The organism is Streptomyces sp. NPDC091376 (assembly GCF_044757085.1).
GTDB lineage: Bacteria > Actinomycetota > Actinomycetes > Streptomycetales > Streptomycetaceae > Streptomyces > Streptomyces pratisoli.
In genome coordinates, this window is the sequence record NZ_JBIVUF010000010.1 from 209,578 (window position 1) to 232,168 (window position 22,591).

23 protein-coding genes and 1 tRNA gene are annotated in these 22,591 nt (G+C 70.4%); 7 read left to right on the forward strand and 17 right to left on the reverse strand.

Translation table 11 applies throughout. From position 1 onward, the window contains the following. Positions 1 to 15 precede the first annotated feature (15 nt). Positions 16 to 396 (reverse strand): VOC family protein, encoded by a 381-nt coding sequence (locus ACIQMR_RS22705; RefSeq protein WP_401390085.1) that lies wholly within the window; start codon positions 394 to 396, stop codon positions 16 to 18. 84 nt (positions 397 to 480) lie between these two features. Then, positions 481 to 1,848: an FAD-binding oxidoreductase gene (locus ACIQMR_RS22710; protein ID WP_401390088.1), complete on the reverse strand. Its 1,368-nt coding sequence runs from the start codon at positions 1,846 to 1,848 to the stop codon at positions 481 to 483. Between the two features lie 108 nt (positions 1,849 to 1,956). Here ACIQMR_RS22710 and ACIQMR_RS22715 point away from each other — a divergent pair, with 108 nt between their 5' ends. Next, positions 1,957 to 3,561 carry a tetratricopeptide repeat protein gene (locus ACIQMR_RS22715; protein WP_401390091.1) on the forward strand — a complete coding sequence of 535 codons (1,605 nt, stop codon included), beginning with the start codon at positions 1,957 to 1,959 and terminating at the stop codon, positions 3,559 to 3,561. Positions 3,562 to 3,578: 17 nt separating this feature from the next. Here ACIQMR_RS22715 and nthA read toward each other — a convergent pair whose 3' ends face one another. From nthA to hppD, 4 genes are all read right to left on the reverse strand, one after another. Then, complete coding sequence (nthA, locus tag ACIQMR_RS22720) at positions 3,579 to 4,166, reverse strand: nitrile hydratase subunit alpha (protein WP_401390093.1); 588 nt, start codon at positions 4,164 to 4,166, stop codon at positions 3,579 to 3,581. Then, a complete protein-coding gene (locus ACIQMR_RS22725) occupies positions 4,163 to 4,441 on the reverse strand; it encodes an SH3-like domain-containing protein (RefSeq protein ID WP_401390096.1) in 279 nt (92 codons plus the stop codon). Before ACIQMR_RS22725 ends, nthA begins: the two co-directional genes overlap by 4 nt. Then, positions 4,434 to 4,715 carry a hypothetical protein gene (locus ACIQMR_RS22730; RefSeq protein WP_323137235.1) on the reverse strand — a complete coding sequence of 94 codons (282 nt, stop codon included), beginning with the start codon at positions 4,713 to 4,715 and terminating at the stop codon, positions 4,434 to 4,436. The genes ACIQMR_RS22725 and ACIQMR_RS22730 overlap by 8 nt, the downstream gene beginning before the upstream one ends. 113 nt (positions 4,716 to 4,828) lie before the next feature. Then, positions 4,829 to 5,974 (reverse strand): 4-hydroxyphenylpyruvate dioxygenase, encoded by a 1,146-nt coding sequence (gene hppD, locus ACIQMR_RS22735; RefSeq protein WP_401390099.1) that lies wholly within the window; start codon positions 5,972 to 5,974, stop codon positions 4,829 to 4,831. Positions 5,975 to 6,096: 122 nt separating this feature from the next. Between hppD and ACIQMR_RS22740 the strand changes: the two genes are divergently transcribed. Genes ACIQMR_RS22740 through ACIQMR_RS22760 form a run of 5 tightly spaced genes read left to right on the forward strand, consistent with a single transcriptional unit; the run spans position 6,097 to position 10,298 of the window. Next, positions 6,097 to 6,570, forward strand: coding sequence for an Lrp/AsnC family transcriptional regulator (locus ACIQMR_RS22740; protein ID WP_401390102.1), 474 nt, complete (start codon positions 6,097 to 6,099; stop codon positions 6,568 to 6,570). Between the two features lie 27 nt (positions 6,571 to 6,597). After that, entirely contained in the window at positions 6,598 to 7,245 is a 648-nt protein-coding gene (locus ACIQMR_RS22745) for an ABC transporter permease (RefSeq protein WP_401390105.1), read from the forward strand. Continuing rightward, a complete protein-coding gene (locus tag ACIQMR_RS22750) occupies positions 7,223 to 8,455 on the forward strand; it encodes a betaine/proline/choline family ABC transporter ATP-binding protein (RefSeq protein ID WP_323137234.1) in 1,233 nt (410 codons plus the stop codon). Before ACIQMR_RS22745 ends, ACIQMR_RS22750 begins: the two co-directional genes overlap by 23 nt. Beyond that, the gene (locus tag ACIQMR_RS22755; protein WP_401390108.1) at positions 8,445 to 9,299 is read left to right on the forward strand and encodes an ABC transporter permease; all 855 of its coding nucleotides are present in this window, start codon (positions 8,445 to 8,447) and stop codon (positions 9,297 to 9,299) included. The genes ACIQMR_RS22750 and ACIQMR_RS22755 overlap by 11 nt, the downstream gene beginning before the upstream one ends. Beyond that, the gene (locus ACIQMR_RS22760; RefSeq protein ID WP_401390111.1) at positions 9,300 to 10,298 is read left to right on the forward strand and encodes a glycine betaine ABC transporter substrate-binding protein; all 999 of its coding nucleotides are present in this window, start codon (positions 9,300 to 9,302) and stop codon (positions 10,296 to 10,298) included. Positions 10,299 to 10,328: 30 nt separating this feature from the next. Here ACIQMR_RS22760 and ACIQMR_RS22765 read toward each other — a convergent pair whose 3' ends face one another. The 6 genes from ACIQMR_RS22765 to ACIQMR_RS22790 all read right to left on the reverse strand — a co-directional run bounded on the left by ACIQMR_RS22765 (position 10,329) and on the right by ACIQMR_RS22790 (position 16,453). Then, positions 10,329 to 11,126 carry a S16 family serine protease gene (locus tag ACIQMR_RS22765; RefSeq protein WP_401390113.1) on the reverse strand — a complete coding sequence of 266 codons (798 nt, stop codon included), beginning with the start codon at positions 11,124 to 11,126 and terminating at the stop codon, positions 10,329 to 10,331. Positions 11,127 to 11,284: 158 nt separating this feature from the next. After that, positions 11,285 to 11,926 (reverse strand): IclR family transcriptional regulator, encoded by a 642-nt coding sequence (locus ACIQMR_RS22770; protein ID WP_266373770.1) that lies wholly within the window; start codon positions 11,924 to 11,926, stop codon positions 11,285 to 11,287. A gap of 490 nt (positions 11,927 to 12,416) precedes the next feature. Continuing rightward, entirely contained in the window at positions 12,417 to 14,201 is a 1,785-nt protein-coding gene (locus ACIQMR_RS22775; RefSeq protein WP_401390117.1) for a DEAD/DEAH box helicase, read from the reverse strand. Positions 14,202 to 14,339: 138 nt separating this feature from the next. Next, positions 14,340 to 14,735 (reverse strand): type II toxin-antitoxin system death-on-curing family toxin, encoded by a 396-nt coding sequence (locus ACIQMR_RS22780; RefSeq protein ID WP_266373767.1) that lies wholly within the window; start codon positions 14,733 to 14,735, stop codon positions 14,340 to 14,342. Further along, the gene (locus tag ACIQMR_RS22785) at positions 14,732 to 14,932 is read right to left on the reverse strand and encodes a hypothetical protein (protein ID WP_266373766.1); all 201 of its coding nucleotides are present in this window, start codon (positions 14,930 to 14,932) and stop codon (positions 14,732 to 14,734) included. The genes ACIQMR_RS22780 and ACIQMR_RS22785 overlap by 4 nt, the downstream gene beginning before the upstream one ends. Before the next feature lie 57 nt (positions 14,933 to 14,989). Next, positions 14,990 to 16,453: an MFS transporter gene (locus ACIQMR_RS22790; protein WP_401390121.1), complete on the reverse strand. Its 1,464-nt coding sequence runs from the start codon at positions 16,451 to 16,453 to the stop codon at positions 14,990 to 14,992. 204 nt (positions 16,454 to 16,657) lie between these two features. Between ACIQMR_RS22790 and ACIQMR_RS22795 the strand changes: the two genes are divergently transcribed. Next, positions 16,658 to 16,729: transfer RNA gene (locus ACIQMR_RS22795), tRNA-Cys, on the forward strand. 82 nt (positions 16,730 to 16,811) lie between these two features. Here ACIQMR_RS22795 and ACIQMR_RS22800 read toward each other — a convergent pair. The 5 genes from ACIQMR_RS22800 to ACIQMR_RS22820 all read right to left on the reverse strand — a co-directional run bounded on the left by ACIQMR_RS22800 (position 16,812) and on the right by ACIQMR_RS22820 (position 22,588). Further along, on the reverse strand, positions 16,812 to 17,909 hold the full coding sequence (locus ACIQMR_RS22800; protein WP_401390124.1) for a sensor histidine kinase: 1,098 nt from the start codon (positions 17,907 to 17,909) through the stop codon (positions 16,812 to 16,814). Further along, positions 17,902 to 18,618, reverse strand: a complete 717-nt coding sequence (locus ACIQMR_RS22805; RefSeq protein ID WP_401390127.1) for a response regulator transcription factor — start codon at positions 18,616 to 18,618, stop codon at positions 17,902 to 17,904. The genes ACIQMR_RS22800 and ACIQMR_RS22805 overlap by 8 nt, the downstream gene beginning before the upstream one ends. A gap of 63 nt (positions 18,619 to 18,681) precedes the next feature. Next, positions 18,682 to 19,392: a VanZ family protein gene (locus tag ACIQMR_RS22810; RefSeq protein WP_401390130.1), complete on the reverse strand. Its 711-nt coding sequence runs from the start codon at positions 19,390 to 19,392 to the stop codon at positions 18,682 to 18,684. A gap of 256 nt (positions 19,393 to 19,648) precedes the next feature. Beyond that, positions 19,649 to 20,341 (reverse strand): hypothetical protein, encoded by a 693-nt coding sequence (locus ACIQMR_RS22815; RefSeq protein ID WP_401390133.1) that lies wholly within the window; start codon positions 20,339 to 20,341, stop codon positions 19,649 to 19,651. Between the two features lie 6 nt (positions 20,342 to 20,347). Beyond that, positions 20,348 to 22,588 (reverse strand): hypothetical protein, encoded by a 2,241-nt coding sequence (locus tag ACIQMR_RS22820; RefSeq protein WP_401390135.1) that lies wholly within the window; start codon positions 22,586 to 22,588, stop codon positions 20,348 to 20,350. Between the last annotated feature and the right edge of the window lie 3 nt (positions 22,589 to 22,591).

The following is a 22,591-nucleotide window of genomic DNA, read 5'->3' on the forward strand; positions in this document are numbered from 1 at the left end:
CCGGTGACCGGGTGGTCACACGTAGGTATGGGTGATGAACTCGATGGAGTGGCCGTCGGGGTCGTCGATGTAGACCCCGCGGCCGCCGAAGAGATGATTGATCCGCTGCGGCTCGGCGTGCATCGGGTCGGCCCAGTACGCGAGCTCCCGCTCCTTTATCCGGCCGAAGATCTCGTCGAACTCCTCCTCGGAGACGAGGAACGCCAGATGCTGGGAGACGATGTCCGAGTCCGTCTGCCCGTCGAGATAGTCCAGCGTGACCCCGTTGGCGAGCGGGACGCCGGCGAACGGGCCGAACGGCGTCGGATCCGGCGCGCCGATCAGCTCGGTGAGGAAGCGGGCCGAGGCGAAGCGGTCGCTGCTGTGGACGATGGTGTGGTCAAGACGTGCGGGCACGGCTCCTCCTTCTTCATCGTGTGCTTTCACGCTATGCGGGGAGCCGTGTCCGTACCATCCGGCTTTGGTCCTGGTCCCGGAGACCTAGAACAGTTTGCCCGGGTTGAGGATGCCGAGCGGGTCGAAGGTCTGCTTAATGCCGCGCTGCAACTCGATGCCCACCGGCCCGAGTTCGCGGGCGAGCCATTCTTTCTTCAGTACGCCCACGCCGTGTTCGCCGGTGATCGTGCCGCCGAGCTCCAGGCCGAGAGCCATGATCTCGTCGAACGACTCGCGGGCACGCCGGGATTCGTCGGGGTCGGCGTGGTCGAAGCAGACGACGGGGTGGGTGTTGCCGTCGCCCGCGTGCGCGCAGACACCGATGGTGAGGTCGTACTTCTCCGCGATGGCCGCGGTGCCGTCGAGCATCGCGCCCAGCCTGGACCGCGGAACGCAGACGTCGTCGATCATCGTCGCGGTCTTCACGGCCTCCAGGGCGGTGAGCGAGAGCCGGCGCGCCTGGAGCAGCATCTCGGACTCGGCGGCGTCCTCGGCCGGGACGACCTGGGTGGCTCCCGCCGCCGTGCACAGCTCGCCGACGGCGGCCAGGTCGGGGCCCGGGTCGGGGGTGTCGAAGGCGGCCAGCAGCAGCGCCTCGGTGGTGTCCGGGAGGCCCATCTGCGCCATCTTGTTGACGGCCCTGATGGTCGTACGGTCCATGATCTCCAGGAGCGAGGGCGTGTGGCCGCGCTCCATGATCGCGCAGACGGCTTCGCAGGCGGTGGCGGCAGAGGGGAACTCGGCGGCGAGGACGAGCTGCTGCGGGGGCTTGGGCCGGAGCGCGAGGACCGCTTTGACAACGATGCCGAGGCTGCCTTCCGAGCCGACGAAGAGACGGGTGAGGTCGTAGCCGGCGACGCCCTTGGCCGTGCGGCGGCCGGTGCTGAGAAGCCTGCCGTCGGCCAGGACGACCTCGAGACCGAGGACGTACTCGGCGGTGACGCCGTACTTGACGCAGCACAGCCCGCCGGAGGCGGTGCCGATGTTGCCGCCGATGGTGCACATCTCCCAGCTGGACGGGTCCGGCGGGTAGTACAGACCGTGCTCGCCCACGGCGCGTGACAGCACGGCGTTGATGACGCCGGGCTCGACGACCGCGATCCGGTCCACCGGGCTGATCTCCAGGATGCGGTCCATCTTGGTCAGCGAGAGGACGATGCAGCCGTCCGAGGCGTTGGCGGCCCCCGACAGCCCGGTGCGGGCGCCCTGGGGCACGACGGGGAGGCGCAGTGCGGTCGCGGTCCGCATGACGTGCTGGACCTGCTCGACCGTGCGCGGCAGTACGACGACGGCGGGAATGCCCGCATCACAGAAGCTCGCCATGTCGTTGGCGTAGGAGGCCGTGACGTCGGGATCGGTGATCAGGGCTTCGGCCGGCAGGCCCTCGCGGAGCCGTGAGAGGAGATCGTCCATGATCCCAGATTCGCACCGGGGGCCATCGGTGTGAACCCGTCTGCGATCCGCGTCGCTCCGCCGGGTGTGCTCTTCGTATGGATCGACGATTGGCGCACAGTGATCGCCATGACGCCGCGATACGCGCCCAATGTCAGAAATGCCGCGATTGCCTCGGTGGTCGCCGGGGCGCTGGCCGCCGCGATCGTTCTCTTCGGCCCGGCCACGGACGACGGTCCGCCGCCGCCCTCACCGGGCCCCGAGGCCCGGGCCATGCTCGCGGGGGGACCGGGGGCGCCGCTGTCGCCGATCGAGCTGTCGGCACTGATCAAGGGCCAGGAGAGGCGGCTGCAACGGTACCCGGACGACCATGTCTCCTGGGCGGTGCTCGGCTCGGCGTACGTGGCGCAGGCGTCGATGATCGGTGACCGTTCCGACTACCGGAGGGCGGAGAAGGCCCTGAAGCGGTCGCTGGGGACACTGCCGGGCGAGAAGGGCAACGCCGACGCGCAGCTGGGGATGGCGGCGCTGGCCAACGCGCGGCGGGACTTCGCGACGGCCAAGCGGTGGGGCGAGAGCGTCAAGGCCCGGTCGCCCGAGCAGTGGACGGCGTATCCGGTGCTGATCGACGCGTACAGCGGGCTCGGCTCGTACAGTGCGGCCGCGAAGGCCCTGCTGACACTGGAGAAGCTGCGGCCGCGCACCGTCCAGACCCTGCTGCGGGCCGCGCAGGTGCACCGCGACCGCGGCCGGCTCGACGACGCCGAGGCGATGACGGACGAGGCGACGGCCCTCGCACACGGCAGGGCGGAGAAGGCTGCCGCCCTGCACCGGCTGGGCGAGCTGGCGTGGGACCGGGGCGAGCCGGCCGCCGCGGTGGCGAACTTCGACGCGGCGCTGCAGCTGGAGCCCGGCCACCATCCCTCGCTCGCCGGGCGGGCGCGGGCGCTGGCGGCGCTGGGGCGTACGGACGACGCGTTCCGCGACTACCGGGCGGCGATCGAACGGGCGCCGCTGCCGCAGTACGCGCTGGAGGCGGGCGAGCTGTACCAGTCGCTGGGGCTCACCGGGGAGTCACGAGCGCACTTCGAGAAGCTGCGCAGGCTGGTGGCCAAAGCCCGGAAGCTGGGGGTGAGCGAGGAGCTGACGCTCGCCCGGTACGAGGCGGACCACGGCCTGGCCAAGGCGGCGGTGCAGCGCCTCGCCCAGGAGTGGAAGCGCGGGCACCGCAGCGTGTACGTGGCGGACGCGCTCGGGTGGGCGCTGTTCCGGGCGGGACGGGCCGAGGAGGGGCTGAAGTACGTGAAGCGGGCCACGGCGTTGGGGCTGCGGAACGCGCTGTTCACCTACCACCAGGGCGAGATCGAGCGCTCGCTCGGCAAGGACGGCCCGGCCCGCCGGCATCTGCGGGAGGCGCTGCGCCTCAACCCGTACTTCTCGCCGCTGCTCGTGGCCCCTGCGAAGCGTGCCGTCTCGGCCCTCGGCGATCCGCCGCCGGGCGGCCCGGTGGACGTCGAGGGCGAACCCTGGACGGACGAGCCGCTTCCGGAGGAGGACGAGGAGGCGACGGAGGAGGAAGGCGGCGAGGAGCCGTCGGAAGGACCGTCGCGAGAGGCGAGCGGGGCAGCGGACGAGGAGGACGAGCCGTCCAGCGCTTCGGGCTCCCCGTCCCCGTCGTCCTCGTCGGCCGTGCCCTCGTCCTCGTCCTCGTCACGGTCCCGGTCGGGTGGCTGACGCGCCGCCCCGCCTCCTCACAGCACGGCCGTCCCGATGAGCGCGTCGCGCCGGACCAGCCCCGCGAGGGCCGCCTCGTCGAGATGTTCCGTTCCGGCGGGCCGCATGGGGAGCACCAGGTAGCGGGTTTCCGAGGTGGAGTCCCAGACCGTGATGCGGGTGGTGTCCGGGAGGCGGACGCCGAACTCCTCCAGGACCGCGCGTGGTTCGCGCACGACGCGGGAGCGGTAGGCCTCGCTCTTGTACCAGCTGGGGGACGGGCCCAGCAGCCGTACGGGATAGCAGGAGCAGAGCGTGCAGACGACGACGTTGTGCGTCTCGGGGGTGTTCTCGACGACGCGCAGCCGCTGCGGCTGGACGCCGCCGGCGGAGTAGCCGAGTTCGGCGACGGCGGAGGTGCCGTCGGCGAGGAGCCTGGCCCGGAAGTCCGGGTCGGTCCAGGCCCGGGCGACGACCTTCGCGCCGTTCGCCGGCGACGCGCTCGTCAGGAACGCGTCGAGGGCCTCGTCGAGTGCGGCGCCCGCGACGATGCCGCGGTCCTCCAGGAGGGTTTCGAGACGCCGTACCCGTCGGGAGATCTCGGCGTCGGTGTGCCGGCCGGTCATGACTGGTCGTCCTCCAGATAGCTCTCGAACAGGTCGAGGACCACGTGGTGGTCGCCCTCGCCCCACAGCTCACCGGCCGCGAAACTCACCGCGTAGACCTGCTCCAGCGGGGCGTCGCCGCGCCCCTGTGCGTTCCGGTCGGCCAGGAGCGAGCGGGCCTCGGGTTCAACGACGGTGCCGCGCTTGCCCCGGGCGTACCGCGGCAGCCGGGTGTGGTGCGGCGGATCGTGGTGCACGGTGCGGACCCGTGCCCCGGCCCGGAAGCGGTCAGTCATCGAGCTCGCCCGCCTCGATCACGCCCTTGCGCTCCAGGAGCGTACGGATCGCGAAGAACCAGCGTTCGTAGTAGGACGCCGCAAGGTATTCGGCCGGCGCCATGGACTCGATCGCGTCGCGGAACTCGTCGAGGTTGTAGACCTTGCCCGCGATCAGCGTGCAGTTGAGCGCGAAGACCCGGGCCTCCCAGTCGGCATGGAAGGGCTCGCTCTCGTCCGCGGTGTCGATGGGCCCGAAGCCCTGCATTCCGCCGACGTCGTTGATCCTGGCCATACGACGACGATATCCCCGTACGGCAACGCCGCGCGGCCCCACGGTCAGGGCCGTGGGGCCGCGGGCGGACCGGGCCGGAGCCGGTGCGGTGTACGGGTTTCAAACGGTGCCGCTTACAGGTTTCCGCGCTTCTCCTGCTCGCGCTCGATCGCCTCGAAGAGCGCCTTGAAGTTGCCCTTGCCGAAGCCCATCGACCCGTGCCGCTCGATGATCTCGAAGAAGACGGTCGGACGGTCCTGGACCGGCTTGGTGAAGATCTGCAGCAGGTAGCCGTCCTCGTCGCGGTCCGCGAGGATCTTCAGCTCGCGCAGGGTCTCGATCGGCACACGCGTGTCGCCGACCCACTCGCCGAGCGTGTCGTAGTACGAGTCCGGCGTGTCCAGGAAGCGCACCCCGGCCGCGCGCATGGTGCGCACGGTGGCGACGATGTCGTTCGTGGCGAGCGCGATGTGCTGGACGCCGGCGCCGCCGTAGAACTCCAGGTACTCGTCGATCTGCGACTTCTTCTTCGCGATCGCCGGCTCGTTGATCGGGAACTTCACCTTCAGCGTGCCGTCGGCGACGACCTTCGACATCAGCGCCGAGTACTCGGTCGCGATGTCGTCGCCGACGAACTCCTTCATGTTGGTGAAGCCCATGACCTTGTTGTAGAAGGCCACCCACTCGTTCATCCGGCCGAGCTCGACATTGCCGACGCAGTGGTCGATGGCCTGGAAGGTGCGCTTGGCCGGGGGCTCGACGATCGGGTCGGCGGCGGCGAAGCCGGGCAGGTACGGGCCGTCGTATCCGGACCGGTCCACGAGGGTGTGGCGGGTCTTGCCGTACGTGGCGATGGCGGCGAGGACGACGGTGCCGTGCTCGTCCTTGACCTCGTACGGCTCCTCGACCCCGCGGGCGCCGTGCTCGGTCGCGTAGGCGTAGGCGGCGCGGGCGTCCGGCACCTCGATGGCCAGGTCGACGACGCCGTCGCCGTGCTCGGCGACGTGCTCGGCCAGGAAGCGGCCCCGGTCGGTGGCCTGCTTGATGACGGAGGTGAACACGAAGCGGGCGGCGCCGTTGGTGAGGACGTACGAGGCGGTCTCACGGCTGCCGGTCTCGGGGCCCGCGTAGGCGACGAGCTTCATGCCGAAGGCCGTGGAGTAGTAGTGCGCGGCCTGCTTGGCATTGCCGACGGCGAAGACGACCGCGTCCATTCCCTTCACCGGGAAGGGGTCGGCCTGCCGGGCGGTGTCGGGGGTGTGTCCCAGGGTCTCTGTCATGGCGGCAGACTCCCGCCGATCCACAAGCTGCGCAATAGTTCGTGTATCGGCTGGGCAATGTGCTCGGTCGCAGTCCGATTTGTTCGGGCGATCTGTACAGGATGACCACTCGGGAGGCTGCTGTGGCGATCGATCATCTGGACGGCAGGCTCATCGTGCTGCTCGCACGGGAGCCGAGGATCGGGGTGCTGGAGGCCTCCCGCAGGCTCGGGGTGGCGCGCGGCACCGTCCAGGCGCGGCTGGACCGGCTTCAGTCGAACGGAGTCATCCGCGGATTCGGGCCCGACGTCGACCCGTCGGCCCTCGGCTATCCCGTCACCGCGTTCGCGACGCTGGAGATCAAGCAGGGTCAAGGCGCCGACGTACGGGCCCACTTGGCCGGCGTCCCCGAGGTGCTGGAACTGCACACGACGACGGGTCACGGCGACATGCTCTGCCGGCTCGTCGCCCGCTCCAACGCCGACCTTCAGCGGGTGATCGACCGGGTTGTCGGTTTTGATGGCATCGTGCGGGCGTCGACGGCGATCGTGATGGAGAACCCCGTGCCCCTGCGGATCATCCCGCTGGTGGAACAGGCCGCGCAGGACGCCGGCTGACGCGAGCAGGGACCGAGGTGACGGCGGATGAGCTTCTGGGAGTACCTGGTCACGGCCCACCAGCAGCTTCTCACCGACACCTACCAGCATGCCAGCGTCGTCTTCCAGTGCATGGTGATCGCCACCGTGCTGGGCGTCCTGATCGGCCTGGTCACCTACCACAGCGGCTGGGGCGGGAATCTCGCCATGACCACGACGGCGATGATCCTCACCATCCCCTCGCTCGCCCTGATCGGTCTGCTGATCCCGGTGGTGGGCCTGGGCGTGCCGCCGACCGTGATCACGCTGACGCTGTACGGGCTGCTGCCCATCGTCCGTAACTCGATCGTCGGGCTGCGGGGCGTGGACCCGTCGCTGGTGGACGCGGCCAAGGGCATCGGGATGTCCCCCATCGCCCGGCTGCTGCGGATCGAGCTGCCGCTCGCGTGGCCGCCCATCCTCACCGGCATCAGGGTCTCCACCCAGATGCTGATGGGCATCGCCGCGATCGCCGCGTACGCCTCGGGGCCGGGGCTCGGCAACGAGATCTTCCGCGGGATCGCCTCGCTGGGCAGCGCCAACGCGCTGAACCAGGTGCTCGCGGGCACGCTCGGCATCGTCATCCTCGCCCTGCTCTTCGACGCCGCGTACGTCGGGCTCGGCAGGCTCACCATTGCGAGGGGGATCCGTGCCTGAGTCCTCCGGAGCCGCGATCGAGCTGCACGAGCTGACCAAGCGCTACCCGGGCAACCCCAACCCGGCCGTCGACAACGTCTCGATGGAGATCAAGGCCGGTGAGACGGTCATCTTCGTCGGGCCCTCCGGCTGCGGGAAGTCCACCACGCTGAAGATGATCAACCGGCTGATCGAGCCGACGTCCGGACGGATCAGGATCGGCGACGAGGACGTCACCGACATGGACCCGGTGAAGCTGCGCCGCAACATCGGGTACGCGATCCAGGCCTCGGGCCTCTTCCCGCACATGACGGTCGCGGAGAACATCGCCCTCGTACCGAAGATGGCCGGCTGGTCGAAGCCGAGGGTGCGGGAGCGGGTCGAGGAGATGCTCGATCTGGTGGGGCTCGATCCGCGCGAGTTCCACGGGCGCTATCCGCGTCAGCTGTCGGGCGGGCAGCAGCAGCGGGTGGGCGTGGCACGGGCGCTCGCGGCCGATCCGCCCGTGCTGCTGATGGACGAGCCGTTCGGGGCCGTCGACCCGATCACCCGGGACCACCTCCAGGACGAGCTGATCCGGCTGCAGCACGAACTGCACAAGACCATCGTGTTCGTCACCCACGACTTCGACGAGGCGATCAAGCTCGGCGACCGGATCGCGGTGCTGCGGGAACGCTCGCACATCGCCCAGTTCGACACCCCGGAGGCGATCCTCACCAACCCGGCCGACGACTTCGTCTCCGGGTTCGTGGGCGCGGGAGCCGCGCTGAAACGGCTCAATCTGACCCGGGTACGGGACGTCGAGGTGGCGGACTTCCCGACGGTCGGCGTGGACGACCCGCTCCAGTCGATCTTCAACAAGCTGCGGCTGAGCACCCACAACGAGCTGCTGATGCTGGACCGGCGCGGCAGGCCGTACAAATGGCTGCGGCGCGGCGACCTGATGCGGGCCAAGGGTTCACTGGCGCGCGCGGGCCAGCTGGTGCACGACACCGTCACCCGGGACGCGACGCTGCACGACGCGCTGGAGGCGGTCCTCATCGACAGCGGCGGGCGGGTCGCCGTGACGGGCCGGCGCGGCGAGTACATCGGCGTCGTCGACATGGAGACGCTGATGAACTCGGTGCACGAGATGCTGGAGGCGGACCGGCTGGCCGCCATCGAGCACCAGCACCAGCTGGAGGAGCTGCGCCACCACAGGACCGAGCAGGAGCTGGAGGGTGGTGGGTGAGTACGTGAACACCGCGTCCCCCGAGCGCCCTCCCGGAGAGCACGACGTCAAGGGCCATGCCTTCCGCGACGAGGAGGAGGAACCGGCACCACCGCCGCGGGTGCCCGGCCGCCGGATCACCTGGCGCAAGCTGGTGGTGAGGCCGGCCGTCCTCGTCCTCGTGCTGCTGGCCACGTATCTGTGGATCAGCAACGTCCAGCTCGACACGATCGCCCAGAACTCCCTGGCCGGCGGCAACGTGCCGCTGCGCACCTGGCAGAGCGTCAAGCTCACCGCGATCTCCACCTTCTGGGTGCTGATCATCGCCATTCCCCTGGGCATCGCGCTGACCCGGCCCGGGATCTCCCGGGCCGCACCGCTGTTCACCGCGCTCGCCAACATCGGCCAGGCGACCCCGGCGATCGGGCTGCTCGCGCTGCTGGTGATCTGGCTGGGCATCGGCCCGTCCACCGCGATCATCGGCATGGTCGTCTACGCCGTGCTGCCGGTGCTCGCCAACACGGTGGCCGGCCTGAAGGCGATCGATCCCCAGCTGGTGGAGGCCTCACGCGGGATCGGCATGTCCGCGGCGGGGACGCTGACCAGGGTCGAGCTTCCGCTGGCCGTACCGCTGATCCTCGCGGGGGTGCGGACGGCGCTGGTGCTGAACGTGGGCACCTCGACGCTGGCCACCTTCGTCGGTGGCGGGGGCCTCGGCGACCTCATCACCTCGGGGATCCAGACCCAGCGGATGCCGGTGCTGATCCTCGGCTCGGTGCTGACGGTGGCCCTCGCCCTGCTGGTGGACTGGCTGGCCTCGCTGGTCGAGCTGGTGCTGACGCCACGCGGACTGGAGGCGGGCTAGATGCGCGGGCGCGGACGGTCGCTGCGGGCCGCGCTGGCCGGCTGCGCGCTGCTGCTCCTGGCCGCGCCGGCGGGACTCGCGGGCTGCGGGCTCAAGAGCGGTTCGCCGCTGGTGGACGACGTGAAGCCGGGATCGGTCGGCCAGGGTCAGCCGCTCAAGGGCGCCTCGCTGACGGTCACTTCGAAGAACTTCAGCGAGAACATCATCCTGGGCTCGATGATCGGGCTGATCTTCAAGGCGGCGGGCGCGGAGGTCCTGGACCGTACGAACCTGCCGGGGTCGATCAGCGCGCGCGAGGCGATCGTCAACGGCGACGCGGACGCGATGTACGACTACACGGGCACGGCCTGGATCACGTACCTGGGCCACCAGGAGCCCATCGTGGACCCGTACCAGCAGTGGCTGGCGGTACGGGACGCGGACCGCGGGCACGGCGTCGTCTGGCTGCCCGCCTCCACCCTCGACAACACCTACGCGCTGGCGATCAGCCAGAAGAACAACGCGAAGTACGGGCTGAAGACGCTGTCCGACGTGGCAGCCCTGTCGCACAAGGACCCGTCGGCGGTGACGCTCTGCGTGGAGAACGAGTTCGCCTCGCGCGAGGACGGACTGCCGGGCATGGAGAAGGCGTACGGCATGAACATCCCGGCCGCCAACATCCGGAAGATGGACGCCGGGATCATCTACACCCAGGTGTCGAAGTCGGATTCGTGCCTGCTCGGCGAGGTGTACACGACCGACGGCCGGATCAAGGCGATGAACCTGATCACCCTGGAGGACGACAAGCACTTCTTCCCCAACTACAACGCGGCTCCGGTGCTGCACCGAGCGACGTACGAGAAGTACCCCGACATCGCGAAGCTGCTGGACCCGCTCAGCAAGAAGCTCAACACCCAGGTCGCGCAGGACCTCAACGCGAAGGTGGACGTGGCGGGGCAGGATCCGCACACGGTGGCGAAGGAGTGGCTGATCCAGGAGGGGTTCATCAAGGAGGGCTGAGCGTGAGGGACACGTCCCCGGACCCGCGAGTCAGCACTGCGGGACCTGTCCGCCCTTCTCCAGCGCCCTGAGCGAGGACACCGCGTCCTTCAGCTCCGTGACCGGGATCAGCCGCAGCCCGTCCGGGAGTTCGGCCTCGGCGGCGTCGCACTCGGCCTTCGGGACCAGGAACACGGTCGCTCCGTCGCGGGCCGCGGCCTGGGTCTTCAGGGCCACGCCGCCGACCGCGCCCACCTTGCCCTCGGCGTCGATCGTTCCCGTACCGGCGACGGTGCGGCCGCCGGTGAGGTCGCCGCCCGCGCCGTCGCCGTCGAGCTTGTCCACGATGCCGAGCGAGAAGAGCAGCCCGGCACTGGGGCCGCCCACGTCGGCGAGGTTCAGGCCGACCTTCACGGTGTCCGGGTCCTTCTTCAGGTAGCCCAGGGCAGCCTGCACCGCGCTGTTCTGGGACTTCACCATCTCCGCGGTGTTGTGCTTCTCGATCTGCTCGTCGGACTGCCCCGAGGGGTAGACGACGTCGTGCGGGAGCACGGCGCGGTCGGCACGGATCCACGCGTCCAGGACGTCCCCGAAGTCGACGTCGACCGACGGCCCGGTCGCCACGATCGTCGTCATCCGCAGCTGCCCGTCGGTCTTCCGCACGGGCGCCCCGGAGATCGTGATCACCGGTTTCCCCTTGTCCGCCCCCAGCACATCGGTGGTCTGCCCGGGCTGGGCCACGGTGAACGGCAGCGGCGCGAGACCCGCGACCGCGAGCAGCGCGACGACCGGCACGGCGCAGACGGCGAGAGCCCAGGGGCGCGAGAGACGAGAGAGGCGTGAGAACACGGTGTCAATGTATCGGTCCGCCCGGGAGGCCAGGACCGGGGTCGAGCCCGGGGGGCACGGGCGGGGTCGAGCCCGGGGGGGGGCACGGGCGGGGATCACGGGAGGGGGCACGGGCGAGGGTCACGGCAGGGGGGCACGGGCGAGGGAGCCTTCGTGGGTCAGCGGAGGGCGTCCGCGACCTCGCGGGCCGCGTCGACGACGCGGGGGCCCACGCGTTCCGGCACGGAGTCGGCCAGCATGACGACACCGACACTGCCCTCTATGCCGGTCACGCCGATCAGCGGTGCGGCCGCACCGCTCGCGCCCGCCTCGAGCTCGCCGTGGGTGAGGGTGTACGCGGGCTCGGTCAGACCGCCCTGCCGGGCGGCGAGGATGGCCTTGCCCGCGGCGCCGCGGTCCAGCGGGTGTCGGAACCCGGCCCGGTACGCCACGTGGTAGTCCGTCCAGGTCGGCTCCACGACCGCGACCGCGAGCGCCTCCGCGCCGTCGACCAGCGTCAGATGGGCCGTCGCGCCGATGTCCTCGGCGAGCGAACGCAGCGCGGGCAGTGCCGCCTCCCGTACGAGCGGATGCACCTGCCGTCCGAGGCGGAGCACGCCGAGCCCGACCCTGGCCCGGCCACCCAGGTCACGACGGACCAGGGCGTGCTGCTCCAGGGTGGCGAGCAGACGATAGACGACGGTCCGGTTGACGCCGAGCCGGTTGGACAACTCGGTGACGGTGAGCCCGTGGTCGGTGTCGGCGAGCAGTTTGAGGACACGCAGTCCCCGGTCGAGCGTCTGGGAGGTCTCCGCGGTCACGACGCCCTCTCCTTCGAGGTGAGTGACGGCGACGCTCTCAGGAGGCCAGCGGCACCGGTCCCATCGGCGACGCACGGAGAGGCCGCCGGCAGGCCATGGCACACCGGCTGCGCTCCGCGGCGGCGCTGCCACGGGGCGTTTCATTGCGGTGGAATTTAGCGACCTGGTCCGCTCAGCGGAAGACCTCGTCCAGAATCCGGGCGTCGCGAGCACGGGACACCCACCATCGGGAGGTATGTCCGGACGATCGCCGATTCGGTCCGATACGCACCTCTTCAGCCTCTGCCGAAGCCGCTGCCGAAGCCTCTGGCGACGAGGTGCTCCGGGACCGGTCGGGTACGGCGGGAAGGCCGGTACGGAAGCACCGGTCGGTACGGCGAGAAAGCACCGGGGCGCGGGCGCCGCGGGCCGAGCGCGGGCGCTGTGAGCCGGACGCGGGCGGCGCGGGCTCAGGGCCTGGCGGACCGTCAGCTCATGCCGCGCCAGGCACTCAGCGCATGCGCGTGGCCCACTCCTGCACCTTCTTGATCCGCTCCCGGATCTGCCCCGCCGTCGCCTCCGCGCTCGGCGGCCCCCCGCAGACGCGCCGCAGCTCGGTGTGGATCACGCCGTGCGGCTTGCCGCTCTGATGGACGTACGCGCCGACCATCGTGTTCAGCTGCTTCCTCAGCTCCAGCAGCTCCTTGTGCGAGACCACCGGACGCCGCTCCGCCGGCAGCTCCAGCAGGTCCGCCTCCTCGTCCGGCTTCTTGCGGCTGTGCGCGATCTGACGCGCCTGCCGCTTCTGGAGGAGCATCTGCACCTGGTCCGGTTCCAGCAGCCCGGGGATGCCGAGGTAGTCCTGCTCCTCCTCGCTGCCCGGGTGCGCCTGCATACCGAACTCGGCGCCGTTGTACATCACCCGGTCGAAGACGGCGTCGGACTCCAGCGCCTCGAAGGGCAGCATGTCCTGCTCGCCGGTGTCCTCGTCCTCCTGCTTGTTCGCCTCGTCCATCTCCTTCTCGGACTCGGCGTAGGGGTCCTCCTCCCCCTCCTTCTTCGGCCGGTCGAGCACATGATCACGCTCGACCTCCATCTCGTTCGCGAAGCTGAGCAGCATCGGGATCGTCGGCAGGAACACGGACGCGGTCTCGCCGCGCCGCCTCGACCGTACGAAACGGCCCACCGCCTGGGCGAAGAAGAGCGGCGTCGAGATGGTCGTGGCGTACACGCCGACCGAGAGCCGCGGGACGTCGACGCCTTCGGACACCATCCGGACGGCGACCATCCAGCGGTCCTCGTTCTCGCTGAACTCGTCGATCCGCTTCGACGCGCCCGCGTCGTCGGACAGCACGACGGTCGCCTTCGTGCCGGTGATCTCCCGGATGAGCTTGGCGTACGAGCGCGCGGAGTCCTGGTCGGAGGCGATGACGAGACCGCCCGCGTCCGGAACGGCCTTCCTGACCTCGGTCAGCCGCTGGTCGGCGGCGCGCAGCACGTTCGGCATCCAGTCGCCGCGCGGGTCGAGCGCGGTCCGCCACGCCTGCGAGATCGCGTCCTTGGTCATCGGTTCGCCGAGCCGCGCGGCGATCTCGTCCCCGGCCTTGGTGCGCCAGCGCATGTTGCCGCTGTAGGACAGGAAGATCACGGGCCGGACGACGCCGTCGCCCAGCGCGTTCCCGTAGCCGTACGTGTAGTCGGCGGAGGACCGCCGGATGCCGTCGTTGCCCTCCTCGTACGTGACGAAGGGAATGGGGTTCGTGTCGGAGCGGAAGGGCGTACCGGTGAGCGCCAGCCGGCGCGTGGCCGGTTCGAACGCCTCCAGGCACGCCTCGCCCCACGACTTGGAGTCACCGGCGTGATGGATCTCGTCGAGGATGACGAGGGTCTTGCGCTGCTCGCTGCGGTTGCGGTGCAGCATCGGGCGTACGCCGACACCGGCGTACGTGACGGCGACGCCGTCGTACTCCTTGCTCAGCGGACCGGCGCTGTAGTCCGGATCCAGCTTGATGCCTATCCGCGCCGCCGCGGCAGCCCACTGCTTCTTCAGATGCTCGGTCGGCGCGACCACCGTGATCTGCTGCACGACATGGTGGTGCAGCAGCCAGGACGCGAGGGTCAGCGCGAACGTCGTCTTGCCGGCCCCGGGGGTCGCGACCGCGAGGAAGTCACGGGGCTGCTCCTGGATGTACTTCTCCATCGCGCCCTGCTGCCAGGCGCGCAGCTTGCCGGCCGTACCCCAAGGGGCCCGGCCGGGAAAGGCAGGTGAGAGGTGGTGGGAGGCGGTAGTAGTCACGGTCTCCGGTTCGAGGCAGGGGCTACGGCGTTACGTACGACAACCGGGCCACCCTACCGGTGCGACCGCTCCGGGACGGGCGTCATCGCGCCATGGCGGACGGGGTTGAGACCCGGCTCACAGCCCACGCCGTCCGGCTCACAGTGTGCGCAGCACCGCCCCGATCGTCGCCGGATCGGTCAGCTCGCCCGCGGCCACGGAGACGACCAGGTCGTACGCCCGGTCCTGGTCGATGCCTGCGGGATCGGAGCCGTTGAGGGCGAGGAAGACGGCGGTCGACAGCCAGGCCGTGCGCTTGTTGCCGTCGACGAACGGATGGTTCGCGGCGATGGCGTGCAGCAGCGCGCCGGCCTGCTCGTACAGGTCCGGGTACGCGGCGACTCCGTACATCCGCGAGCGCGGCCGGTGCACCGCGGACTCCAGCAGACCGCCCGCGCGCAGCTCCGGCGGATGACCGCCGAAGGCGATCCGGGCGATGCCGGTCACCTCGCTCACGGTGAGATGACGCGTCTGGGTGGTGGTCTGGTGGGTCATTCGCCGAGCCTCCTCAGCAGCCCCGCGTGCTGCTGCGCCAACCTCCCGGCCAGCGCCTCCAGCCGGTCGTTCTGCACCCGCAGATAGTGATGCACCGCATCGTGCGCGAGCTCCTCCGCGGCCCGGTCCTGTGCGTCCGCGAGATCGTGCAGCGCGTCGCGTTCGGCATCGGTGAGGATGATCGTGAGCTCATGCATGGCCCGATGCTAAGCGCGCCCCCGCGGCACCGCGCGGCGAATTCCACGCGATCCGCGTTACGCCGGACGGCGGGCGTGGAGGCGGGTCGCGACCCACGCGCCGAGCAGCGCCACGACCGCCATGGGCAGGAACACGGCGGCGAAGGCGGCCGGGTGCGCACCGTCCGCGCCCGCTGCCATGTGTGCGCCCGCCGCACCGCCGCCGAGCGCCGCGAAGGCCGCGCCGCCCACGGCCAGCAGGAGGACGTTCGACAAGCCGTCGGAGATCTGGAGGGCGGCGGAGTTGGCGCCCGCCGCCTCGGGGGCCGACAGCTTCAGCAGCAGCACGCTGGTCGACGAGATGACCAGGCCCATGCCGAAGCAGCCCCAGCCCCATGCGGCGGCGACGATCCACACCGGCACGGACGCGATCAGCACGCTCGGCGCGGCCGCGATCGCCGCCGCGACGAGCACCATCCCGGCGACCATCAGCCGCTCCCGGTACGGCTCCACGCGCGGCCGGGACTGGACGAACGACCCCAGCGCCCAGGTCGCCCCGCCCACCGCGAGCGACATTCCCGCGAGCGTCGGCGACAGCCCGCGCTGGGTGACCAGCATCAGCGGTACGAAGGACTCGGCCGCGATGAAGGATCCGGCGGCCACACCGCGCAGCAGGACCACCGACGGCAGCCCGCGCGCGGAACGGAGCGTCCCGGGCGGCAGCAGTCCGAGCGCGGCGGGCACCAGGAGCGCGGCGCCCGCCACGGCCGGGACCAGCGACAGCGGTCTGAGGTCCTGGCCCGCGTACTGCAGCAGGCCCGCGCCCAGTGAGATCCCGAGCGCCAGCCGGATCCTGCGCCGGTCGAACGCCGCGACCGGCGCCGCCGGGTCCGGCGGCCCGGCCGCCCGCTGCCGTATCGCGGGCAGCGCGAGCGCGAGCGGTACGACGACCAGGGCCGGGATACCGATGAACACCCAGCGCCAGCCGAGCTGTTCGGTGACCGTCCCGGAGGCGAGCGGCCCCACGACGGACGGGACCACCCAGCTCGCGGCGAACGCCGCCATGATCGTCGGCCGCAGCCGCTCCGAGTAGGCCCGGCCGACGACGACGTACAACGCGACGATCACCAGCCCGCCGCCCAGTCCCTGGACGGCCCGGCCGCCGATGAACTGCCACATCGAGGTGGCGGCCCCCGACAGCAGCAGCCCGGCCCCGAAGCAGGTGATCCCGGCGGTCAGCGGCCCGAGCGGCCCGCTGCGGTCGGCCCACTGCCCCGACAGCACCATCCCGAACAGGCTGGTGGTGAAGTACGCGGAGAAGGCGAACGCGTACAGCGGCACCCCGTCCAGCTCCCGCGCGGCCACGGGCATCGCCGTCCCGACGGCGGTCGCCTCGAACGCGATCAGCAGTACGACGGACACGATCCCGATGCTGAGCGCACGGTGACTGCGCCCGAGGACACCACCTCGGTCATCGAGGTCGGCGGCTCTGTCATCGGTGTCATCGGTGTCATCGGTGTCGCGTGCGTCGAGGGCGGCCATGCGCCCCAGGGTAAGGGGCATCGTTTCGACTCGCCCCTGTCGCAGGACGGGGCTCGTCCTCATCCCTTGGTCCTAGTCCGCCGCGCGCCGCAGGGCGCCGGCGCCCCGACCGTGAACGGCGTGTGGCAGTCGTATTGCGGCCCCGCCGAAGTCCTTGAGCCCCGCTCGGCCCCGCCCGTAGGTTCGAGGCACCGAGATGCACACGACCGTGTGCCCGAGTGGTTCAGGGGCTCGCCTGCAAAGCGAGTTACGTCGGTTCGAATCCGATCACGGTCTCTACCTGCCTTCAGCAGGCGGAACGAATGGGCGGCACCCTCGCGGGGTGCCGCCCTTCGCGTCGTCCCTCTCAGTTTCCGTCTCAGCTGCGACCACGCACTGCGGGAATGGCGGGAAGCCGGACCGTGACGAGGAGACCGCCGGCGGCGCGGGGGACGAGGTCGAGGGTCCCGTCGTGGGCGCGGACGATGCTGTGCACGATGGCCAGGCCGAGGCCGACGCCGGCGTGCTCGTCCGTGCGCGCGCGTTCCGTTCCGCGCTGGAAGGGTTCGGTGAGGGTCGGGACCAGTTCCGGTGGGAGCCGACGGCCCGTGTTCTCGACCCGCAGCACGCTCGTGTCGCCGCGCGCCTCGGTGCGGACCGTCACGGTGCCGCCGACGGGGAGGTTGTGGACGATGGCGTTCTGGACGAGGTTCGTCACCATCCGCAGCAGGAGCTCCGCGGAGCCGCCGGCCCGGGCCGCACCGCCGGTGACGTCGAGCGAGATCCGGCGCTGTTCGGCGAGGGGAAGCAGCGTTTCGGCGGCTTCCTCGGCGATGAGGGAGAGGTCGACGCTCTCGCTGGTGAAGTTCCCGCGGTCGCCGCGGCTGAGCAGCAGCAGGGCCTCGGTGAGGTCGATCGCCCGCGTATTGACAGCGTGCAGGCGTTCGATGAGTTCGCCCCGGTCCCGCGTGGGGTCCTTGCGGGCGACGTCGAGGAGGGTGCGCGAGATCGCCAGCGGGGTGCGCAGTTCGTGGGAGGCGTTCGCGGCGAACCTCTGCTGCTCGGCGACGTGGGACTCCAGTTGTCGGAGCATCGAGTCGAACGCGTCGGAGAGTTCACGGAATTCGTCCTGGCGGCCCTTCATGCGGATCCGGTGGGACAACGACCCATTCCCGGCCATCCGTGCCGCATCCGTGATCTGTGTGAGCGGTGCGAGCATCCGGCCGGCGAGGATCCAGCCTCCCAGGAGGCCGAACACGAGCAGGCAGACCATCGCCACGGCCGCGGCGGGGGCGAAGGTGCGCACCAGGAGGTAGCGGTTGGGCGCGATCCCGAGAAGGCCCTTGGGGCTGTCGGGTACGTAGCGCAGCAGGAACACCCACACCACGGCCAGCAGGAGAGCACCGGCGACGGCGAGGAACCCCGCATAGCTGAGGGTGAGTTTCATTCGGGCGCTGAGGCCCGGGCGTCTACGCACGCGTAGGGCCGGAGTCGGTGATGCCCGTGCCGGAGTCGGTGGTGTCCGTGCCGGTGTCGATCCGGTAGCCGACGCCCGGCACCGTCGCGATGATCCATGGCTCGCCGAGCCGTTTGCGCAGTGCGGAGACGGTGATGCGCACGGCGTTGGTGAGAGGGTCGGCGTTCTCGTCCCAGGCCCGTTCCAGCAGTTCCTCGGCGCTGACGACCCCGCCCTCGGCGGCGACGAGGACTTCCAGCACGGCGAACTGTTTGCGGGTGAGCCCGACGTAGCGTCCGTCGCGGAAGACCTCCCGGCGGAAGGGGTCGAGCCGCAGGCCCGCGATCTCCCGGACCGGGGGCCGGGCGTACGCGCGTCTGCGGTCGAGCGCCCTCAGCCGCAGGACGAGCTCCCGCAGCTCGAACGGTTTGGTGAGGTAGTCGTCGGCGCCGAGCCCGAAACCGGAAGCCTTGTCGTCGATCCGGTCGGCGGCGGTGAGCATGAGGATCGGCATGCCGCTGCCGGAAGCGACGATGCGCCGCGCGACTTCGTCGCCGGAGGGACCGGGGATGTCGCGGTCGAGGACCGCGAGGTCGTAGGAGTGGACGCTGAGCAGTTCCAGGGCGGATTCGCCGTCACCGGCGATGTCGGCGGCGATCGCCTCCAGCCGCAGACCGTCACGGACGGCCTCGGCGAGGTAGGGCTCGTCCTCCACGATCAGTACGCGCATGTCCGAAGCCTAAGCAGCACCCCATATCGCCGACGTATGCGGCGACGTCTGCGCACCGGACACTCAGCCTGCCGGTGCCGGTGCCGGCTCGGGGCGCGGCCGGCCCGACGGCGCGTCCGCCGTACTGCGCCACCAGCGGCGCGAGGCCAGCGCGGCCAGCACGGCGCCGGCGGCGTTGACCAGGACGTCGTCCACGGAGGACACCCGGTCCAGCCGCAGGACGTACTGCGCGGTCTCGACCAGGACCGAGCAGCCCGCCCCGAGCGCCAGGATCCGCGGCACGGACGCCGCCGCCCGGAAGCGCATCGGGGCGAAGAACCCCAGCGCCGCGAAGACCAGCAGGTTGCCGACGATCCCGAGCGGCCCCATCGTGACCAGGTCCCGCAGCGGAACCAGGCTCAGCCGGGCGGGGACGGTACCGGCGCCGGCGCCCGGCATCATGGTCATCCACACGAACGGCACGGTCCCGTGCACCAGGCCCACCTCGGCCAGCGACATCCGCCACGCCCATGCGACGCCGGCGGCACGCCGACGGCGCGCCAGAGCCCACGCCACCAGCACGGCCAAGGGCAGCGCGACCAACGTCATGAGCACCACACCGTTGAACGTGTCGAGGCAGCCGTGCCACCGCCCGGACAAGCACCTCGGAGCGGACATCATGAGCGGCCGCCGCACGACGAACAAGGCGCTCCCCACGCCGAGCATCGCCAGGCCGAGGAGCACGATCCTGCGCGTGCGGCGGGGCGGTGCCGACGGGGACGCGTTGTGGTTCATGACCCCATTGGAGACGGAGGGCCGTTGCCGTGGCGTATGTGATTGTCGATACACCCGCGATACACGGAATCCCTGGCGGGCCTTCTCCGCGGCCGGTCGTTGCAGTCGGGGCAAACCGGCCTGGGCCCACGCCCAGGGCAGCAGGAAGTCCTTGAAGCTGACGTCCGACGGCAAGAGGCTCTTCATGCCGCAGAACGAGACCGTCACGGCGGTGTCGGGAGGCGTCGCGTAGAGCTGCCCTCGCCGGAGGACGTCCCTAGGTGAAGTCGGGCCAGTTCACCTCGTCGACCTTGGGCGCGGACTTCGGAAGGTTGGTGTCGTTGGCGCAACCAGCCTGGTCCGCGACCTTGTTGGCGACCTGCAGCACGATGTCGAGGCCGACTTCGCGGGCCTGCTTCGCGCTCAGGTGGGCGGAAGGCATGGGGCGGGCCAGGACGTCCACCGACACGTACCGGCTCTTCTTCATGTGCGCGGGAGTGTCGGCCGGATAGTCCGGCCGACATTCGAAGTAGACCCGCTGGGTGGCCCGCAGGTAGGAGGCGTACGCTCCGGCGGCGAAGGGCGTGGGCTTGTCTCCAGGGCGGGCATCGGCACTCAGGGGGTCGTCGGCTCCGGGCAGCTCCTGCGCCCAGGAGACATCCATGTCGAGCACCGTGTCCAGCCGCTTGTCGCCGAGTGCCTCGTACTGGCAGTGGGCGGGCGAATGGTCCTCGACGACAGCGAACTCCGACTTCTCGTGGAGCAGCTCCTTGCCGGGCCCGAGCAGCTTCTGCAGCGACGCCCGGCTCGGCGTCCCGTCCCAACACGGCTTCGCGGGCGCGCTCAGCGGCTTGGCCTCCGCCGTGCCGTCGCCCACCCAGAGCCAGACACCCAGCCCGGCGGCCGCGACCGCCACCACTCCGGCGAGAACAAGGACTTTGCCCCGCACGGACATTCTTGTCACCGACATGCTCGCCTACTTCGGAGGGTTGCGCTTGTAGTGGTCCTTGGCTTCACGCTGCAGTTCCTTACCGTGGTCGTATCCGTCGCCGGTCCGGGTGTCCACTTCCTGCCGCAGCACGGTCGGGTCGACCCCGTTCGGTGTCCCGGCAGTGGAGAGCCCGTTCAGGGCCTGGTCAACGGCGTTCTCACGCGCTTTGAACGAGCTCTCGCCCGCGTTGTGAGCCGTCTCCGCCGACGTGTTCCGCTCGGCGCCCTCGACGATCTCACCGACAACGGTCTCGGTAACGCCGGTGACGATCTCGCCGGCGATGGGGACGCGCTCGGTGGCAAGACCGACCGTCGAACCGAACACTGTGTTGAACATGTCGGCGCGCTTCTGCAGCTGGTCGTTGTAGTCCTGGTCGCTCAACTGGCCCTTGGTGACGATCTCGTCGTGGCGTGCGCCACCCAGGATCCCCTCGATCGTGCCGGTTCCGTAGGCGATGTGCTTCAGGTTGTCTGCCGGGTTGCCCGTGAACCCGTCCGGGTTGTTGACGACCTGGTGCATCAGGGACGCCGAGTAGTTCTCCGCACCGAGTGTCGCTTCGGCGTACGACTCCGGGTTCCGGCCGATGGTGTCCAGGAACTCGGTCGTCGCCAGGGCGTTGAAGCCGGTGGGGTTGCCGTAGAGATCGGCGAAGCTGTCGCTCTGCCGCAGCGTGTTGTTGATCTCCGGCATGTACTCGCCCGCCATGCGCCCCATGCTGTCGGCCATCTTGTCGTCCATCAGCTTGGGGTCCCCCGCCAGCGAGTTGACCACCTTCTCCATGATGGCCAGGCGCTCCGGAGTGTGCTCCGGGTGCGGGGACACAGGGCCGTGGTCGAACGGCATGCCCGTCGTCGCCGCCTCCAGCGCGTGCCCGAGCGCGTCCTTGCCGAACACCTTGTCCTCGCCCGCGGTCATCGGTGAGGTCGCGTCGGGGATCCAGGTGCGGGCGCCCTCGCCCTTGCCGTCGGAGCCCATGCCCATCAGGTAGTCGAGGTTGGTCATGCTCTCGCCGGGGCCCGCGACGTTCGCCTGCAGGAATGCGGTGGAGGCGTCGGGGTTGCGGCCGTACGCCTCCAGCAGGCCCGTGAGCGGATCCCAGCCGCCTCCGCCGGTCGCGTCGGCGTTGAGGCCGAAGCCCTCCATGCCCGCGTAGCTGCCGTCCGGGCGGGACCAGGCGCCGCCGTCCATCTCCCGCTCGTACGCGATCATGTCGTTGCCGACCTTGTCGAGAAAGTCCTTCTCGTACGTGCCGTGGCGCAGCAGGGTGCCGAGGACCTGGTAGCCCTTGGGCTCGATGCGGTTGCCCAGCATCTCCAGGTCGAGGTTGCTGCGCCCCAGCTTCATCAGCTCCTGGGTGTACTCGTCGCCGAGCTTCGGCTGCGCCGTGGCGAGGGCGATGCCCATGCTGTCCTGGATGCTGCGCGCGAGCTGGAGCTGTGTGCCGCCCTCGGCGGTGCCGTCGAGGGAGAGCTGTGCCTGGAACCTGAGGGCGCCCTCGGGGCCGAGGTCGCGGTAGAGCTTGGTGGCGAAGGGCTGGTCGTCGGCGTTGTACCGGAGGATCGTGCGGAGCTCCTTGAGCTCCTCCTCCGACAGCTCCTTGCCCTCCTTGTAGAGCTTGAGGCTCTTCTGGGCGAGCTCGGCGGCGCGCTCCTCCTGGGCCGCGTCGAGCGAGTCGTAGTTCGTGTGGCCGAAGTTGTTCGGGTCGTTGCCGTGCGACTTGCCGAGCGCCCGCGACACGGAGGCGTCGATCTCCGTCGCGTGCCCGATCAGCCCGGTCACGCGGTCGGCCAGGGCCTGGGCCGCGCCCTTCTGTGCGTCGGTGCGGTCGTCGGTGTCGCCCCGTACGTGCGGGAAGAACCAGCGGACGGCTCCGCCGCCGATGTCCTCGATCCGGCAGCCGAGATCGGCCGCGTCCGTGCCGACCGCGGTCTTCACCTTCTTCTGGATGCCGACGAGTTCGGTGTGGGCGTCCTGTAGGAGCTGGTACGTCGTCTGGGCCTGCGCCTGCGCGTCGGCGAACTCCTTCTTCGTCTTACGGACGAAGTCGCGGGTCACCGTGGCGTTGTCACCGCGCCAGCGCGCACGCTCCGACTTGGCGTACATGCCGCTGTCGGCGTTGCTCGCCAGCTTCTTGAGGCTGTCGGCGACCTTCTTCCAGTCCGCGACGGCCGTGCCCAGCTTGCCGAGATCGACCTCGACGAGGTCCGTGAGAGTGAGGCTGCCCACCGC